Raw genomic sequence first — 5,325 nt, 5'->3', positions numbered from 1 at the left:
CGATACTACGCCGGCATCCGACTGCCTGTGATTCGTTTGATTTCCTCCATTTTATAGTTGTACGTCATACTTGCTTTGCTGCAAGAAATCACAGGCTCTCCCAAGTTGACAGGATAGTCATTGTAAAACATGATTGGCCCTCCGACTCCGCCAGAGCCACAATAAACTCGCATCGTTTCTCTAACGCTTACTGTGATGTTGCCTTCCGCATGGGTAAACTGCGTCGGCCTCTGAGACTTTGTAAAATTTCGGAGCTCAATAGCATTTCAACCCTATTTCCTAACTGTCTACGCTTAGCCTTACCTGTTGCCAGATAACACCCAAGACTCGCTAATGGTGGCTCGCTACGCCTTACCATGCGGGTGTTCCACCCGCTAAACTATCCGCCCTTTATTTCTTGGCGCGCTTACCCCTTGACTGCACCCGCGGTGAGTCCTTTGATAAAGCTCTTGGAACCGCAGATAAACATGATAAGCAGCGGAATTGTTGCGAGGAGCAGGCCTGAAAGCTGCGCACCGTAGTCTGTGCGATAGGCATTGGCCAGGCTCTTGATAAAGATCGGTATTGTATTAAGGCTTTCATTGTTAACAAATACAAGCGGTACCAGATAACTGTTCCAGGACCAGAGGAAAATCAGCAGGCACAGTGTAAGCACGCCTGGCCTGATGCATGGGAAGACCATCCCGAAAAAGATCTTCAGTTCCCCTGCTCCGTCAATTCTTGCGCTCTCAACGATCTCCATTGGCATGGAACCATTGATAAACTGTATCATCCAGAAGGCACCGAATCCATTTGCAAACCAGAGCAGTATCATCGGCCACAATGTTCCTGTCAGATGCAGGCTTCTCATTTCAATCATGTATCCTATAATACCGATCTGAGTAGGCACCATCATGGTCAGCATAATAAAGTTCATCAGCGCTTTTTTGAACTTAAAGTCATAGACAAGCATTGCATACCCGACCATGGAGCTTACCAGCACACAGACAGCCATAGAAACCACTGAGATGAACAGGCTGTTTCCATAGGACTGCAGGAAATTGGACTGAAAAACCGTAGATATATTCTGTCCGAAATAGTCAGATGGCAGAAACGGCAGGGTCTGGAATATCTGTTCCGTCTTGTACGTTGACATTGTAATCATCATGTAAAAAGGGAACAGCGAAATAAATGATATGATGACCAAAAGGACATAAGATAATGGACTGGCTAACTTTTTCATTTATTTCCCCTCCTTTTTATTCATCAGCTTCATGCCGACCAGCGATGTTATTACAATAATGATAAAGAGCGTTGTCGCAACAGCAGAACCGTATCCCAGTCTTGCAGTAGAACCAAATGCCACGTCATAGAAGTTCCAGACCATAGTCAGGCAGGATCTGTCCGGTCCGCCTATAACGCTGGTTGTGGAGACATTAAACATCAGGTTGGGCTCATCAAACAGCTGCAGAGCATAAATCAAACTTGTGATTACGATAAATATTGTGATCGGTTTTAACAGCGGCAGTGTAATTTTGAAGAATGTTTTTACAGGGCCTGCGCCATCCACCTTGGCCGCTTCATATATATCCTCAGAGATGGAGGTAATTCCCGCCAGGTACAGTGCCATATAATATCCGGTTGTTTTCCAGATAATCATAAAACCGATAACCAGCGGGGCAAATTTGGCATTTCCCAGCCAGTTGACACCCTCTCCGCCGAAGAATGTAATAATTTTATTTATAATTCCTGTATTCCAGTCGAAAAGGAATGTAAAGATCAGGCCGATTGCAACCGGGGTGGTGATATACGGCAAAAAGTTAATTGTCTGAAATACATTCCTGAATTTTTTCAGATTGCTCAAAAATGCTGCCAGCACAAGCCCCAGGAAAATAGAGAGAGGAAAGCCCAGTACCATGATATACAGCGTATTCCCCAGTGATTTCCAGACCGTTTTGTCCTGGGTGAAGATGCGCACATAGTTATCCAGCCCGATAAATACTTTGTCGCCGATTCCGCTCCAGTCATGAAAACTTAAGAATACAGAATACAGGATCGGGAACAGATTAAATGCCAGAAAGAAAATGATAAATGGCGCCACAAAAAACAACGGCCACAAGATTGTATATTTTTTATTGCCTTTTCTGTTCATAGATATTTCTCCTTACGCTCCACCGGCTTTTCCCCTGCCGGTGGGCTTAAAAAACGGAAGGGTGTCCGTTTCGGGAAAGCACTCTTCCGTTTCACTTCCATTTTGCTTATTTTACCTTAATGTCACTGTCTGTAATACGGTTAGCGCATTCTTCGAGTCCCTTGTCAATCAGAGCCTGCGTATCCAGGTCAGAATCTGACATCACTGCATTTGCCAGCAGGTCACGGATATCGATCACTGTCTGGTCATAGATTGAAGGAGTCGGAATTACGATGCTCTGTGCGATTTCTCCATATAAGAATCCGCCCACATCCTGTCCTCCAAAGAACGGATCAGCCCCTGATGCGTAAGATGGGTCTTCATAAAATTCTTTTGTAGGTACATAATAGTCTGTAGATTCTTTTGCTGTGTCGACACCGCCCTGCTCCAGGAATGCCCATTTCATGAATCTCCAGGCTGCTTCTTTCTCTGCATCTGTGCTTGTATTTGTAATTCCTACAGAGCATCCGCCACAGCTGTAGCCGCCTGTTGCAGGCATCATCAGCCCCCAGTTTCCTTCACCGTCAGCGTCATTTGCCTTGATGTAGTAAGAGATTGCCCAGTTCGGACAAGGATAGAACAGGTGATTGTCGTCTGCGTATGTAGCATTTGCCTGTGGGGTTCCATTTTCAAAAGTATCGACGACTTTGTTGTCTCTCATTTTTACAAGTGTATCCATAACCGGAGTCATCTTTTCTGTAAAGTTCACGGTATCTCCTGTCTGAAGCTCTGTGCTGTCTGCAAAATACAGCCACTCTGCAACAGCGCCGCTTGAATGGAACAGATAAGCATCTCCGCCTGATTTCTCGTTTACTTCTTTGCCTTTAGTAATGTAATCATCTGTGGACTGGAACAATGCTGCCAGTTCTTCCGGATCGTCTGTGCCGAAGTACTCTTTTGCAAGATCTCTCTTGTATGCAATCGCTGAAGGAGATACTGACTGCTCAATACCAATCAGCTGTCCGTCTTCTGTCATGGCTCTGTCCTTGATAAAGTCAAAGAAGATATCCGGATCTACATTGTATGGATCCGAGGTCAGATCTTCGAACACGCCCAGTTCTTTGTAGTTAGCGATCAGTGTGCAGCTCTGCTGTACCATGGTCGGCAGCTCGGAACCAGAAGCAATTGCCTGCTGGATCTTTGTGAAATAATCGCTGTATGCAACATTTGTAGCCTCGATCTTGATGTCCGGATTCTCTTCCATGAACTTCTCAAACATTGGCTCATACCAGTTGGTATCCCATCCCCAGTACGTAATAGTCGTTACATCACCTTCTGCCTCCTGCTTTGTGTCTTTACTTCCCGCATCACTCTTTGCGGTGTCTTTGGAATCACCCTTTCCACACCCCGCCAGCATTCCAAGTGCCAGTACAGCCGTCATAGCCATCGCCGTTACTTTTTTCAGTTTCATAAATCTTCCTCCTTACCCTCGTTTGATATGGGATTTCTTTTGATAAATAAAGATTAACATGTCTTAATTTATTTGTTCATTGCAAAATTCTTTCATTTTGTTAGAAATCCGAACATGCGATATTCCTTTTTCTATACCTTATTCTGCAGCTTGCTGCAGATCCGCCCGCAAGGCATGAGTTACGGTGTGCCCTCTGGGTATACCTTATTCTGCGGCACAGCCGCAGACCCGCCCGCAGGGCATGAATTACGGTGTGCCCTCTGGGTATACTCAAAAGGATCTTTTCAGTCACATAATATTCCACGGATTGCTTTGTTCAGAGGCCAGTTTGAATATGCACTGACCTGAACCATAAACAGGAATACCGTCTGTTTTTGAATGTCCACAGCCATATATGCTCCAGCCCAGCCATCCCAGCCAAACTCCCCCGGTTCTCCTCCGATCGGAGAAGCGTTCTTGTCCAGGAGCACCCGCATCAGGTTCCCATAACCATATCCCTTCATATGTTCAAAATAAATGGAATCCGTCTGCATTTTCCCAAGCTGATTCCGTGTAAACTGCTCCACAGTCTCCTCTTTCAGAATCCGCACTCCGTCCAGAATCCCCTTATTCGCCAGCATCATACAGAACCGCGCGCTGTCATCCACTGTAGACAAAAGTCCTGCTCCAGCCGATTCAAAAGCCGGAGGCTCCAGACATTTCGTTAAACCAAGCGTCCGCTCCGCTTCTACCTTCAACTTCACACCGTTCTCTGTCTCCTCCTGCCGGTAAAGCTGAGCAAGCCGTTCCCATTTTTCCCGTGGCACATAGAACCCGGTATCTTTCATTCCCAGCGGTTCAAAAATTTCTTTCTTATAGAGCTCTCCCAGTGTCATCCCCGACACGGCCTCCATAACTGCACCCAGTACATCAGCACAGAGTCCATACCGCCACGCGCTTCCCGGCACATTCGCCAGAGGCTTTGTGGCAATCTTCCGTGCAACTTCTCCTGTGGTATATTGCTTTCCCACCCTGATATGTGCATGGATATCCTCGAATAGCTCCGCCATCTCCTGTCCTGCCGCATCATCATCCGGATAAACAATGCCGGCGGTCATATTCAGGAGCTGCCGAACCGTAACCGTATAAGGCGTCTCATCCCCCAGCACATACATCCGTTCATACTCCGGCAAATACTTTCCCACCGGGGCCTCCAGTTCCAGCATCCCTCTCTCCGCCAGAATCATTGCAGCCACAGCCGCCACCGGCTTACTCATAGAATAAAGCCGGAATATCGTATCCCGCTTCACAGGCCGCGCTTTCTCCCGGTCAGCCATGCCATACGTATTAAAGAAAACCTCCCGCCCCTTTTCATAATATCCAATCAGAGCCCCCGCAAAATGCTCCATCTCTATCTCCGCCTCCATCAGGCCGCGAAGCCTGCTTTCGATCTCTTTCTCCTCTTTATATTCCATCATAAAATGCCTCCTTTACCCTTACTAAGCATAACGTCTTCCCAACACCCCGTAAAGTAAAAAATCCGCACAAAAAGTACAAAATCAGGACGGAATCAGGGAACGAACTTTGGGAGTGAACGGATGGGGGACGCGAAGTGAAAGGTGAGGCGGGGAAGCTCCGGGATGTGTGTGCCATTTCTATATCCTGTCCGTTTGCGAAGAACCCGTAAGAGAAAAAACAGGGAACTTGGAGGGTGCTTGCCGCAGTTGGCCCGAATGCCGATGCATTCGCGCCGCCGGCGGCAACG

At 47.0% G+C, this 5,325-nt stretch carries 4 protein-coding genes; all 4 read right to left on the bottom strand.

Annotation, left to right across the window (positions count from 1 at the left end; translation table 11 throughout):
* Positions 1 to 406: 406 nt before the first annotated feature.
* On the bottom strand, positions 407 to 1,222 hold the full coding sequence (locus tag HMPREF0240_RS08855; protein WP_009003096.1) for a carbohydrate ABC transporter permease: 816 nt from the start codon (positions 1,220 to 1,222) through the stop codon (positions 407 to 409).
* Positions 1,223 to 2,131, bottom strand: coding sequence for a sugar ABC transporter permease (locus HMPREF0240_RS08850; protein WP_009003095.1), 909 nt, complete (start codon positions 2,129 to 2,131; stop codon positions 1,223 to 1,225).
* 106 nt (positions 2,132 to 2,237) lie between these two features.
* Positions 2,238 to 3,581 (bottom strand): ABC transporter substrate-binding protein, encoded by a 1,344-nt coding sequence (locus HMPREF0240_RS08845; RefSeq protein WP_035312807.1) that lies wholly within the window; start codon positions 3,579 to 3,581, stop codon positions 2,238 to 2,240.
* A gap of 284 nt (positions 3,582 to 3,865) precedes the next feature.
* Positions 3,866 to 5,038 carry a serine hydrolase domain-containing protein gene (locus HMPREF0240_RS08840; protein WP_009003093.1) on the bottom strand — a complete coding sequence of 391 codons (1,173 nt, stop codon included), beginning with the start codon at positions 5,036 to 5,038 and terminating at the stop codon, positions 3,866 to 3,868.
* Positions 5,039 to 5,325 lie beyond the last annotated feature (287 nt).

The sequence above is a fragment of the Clostridium sp. D5 genome (assembly GCF_000190355.1).
GTDB classification, from domain to species: Bacteria; Bacillota; Clostridia; order Lachnospirales; family Lachnospiraceae; genus Faecalicatena; species Faecalicatena fissicatena_A.
This window is presented reverse-complemented; position numbering and strand designations above follow the sequence as displayed.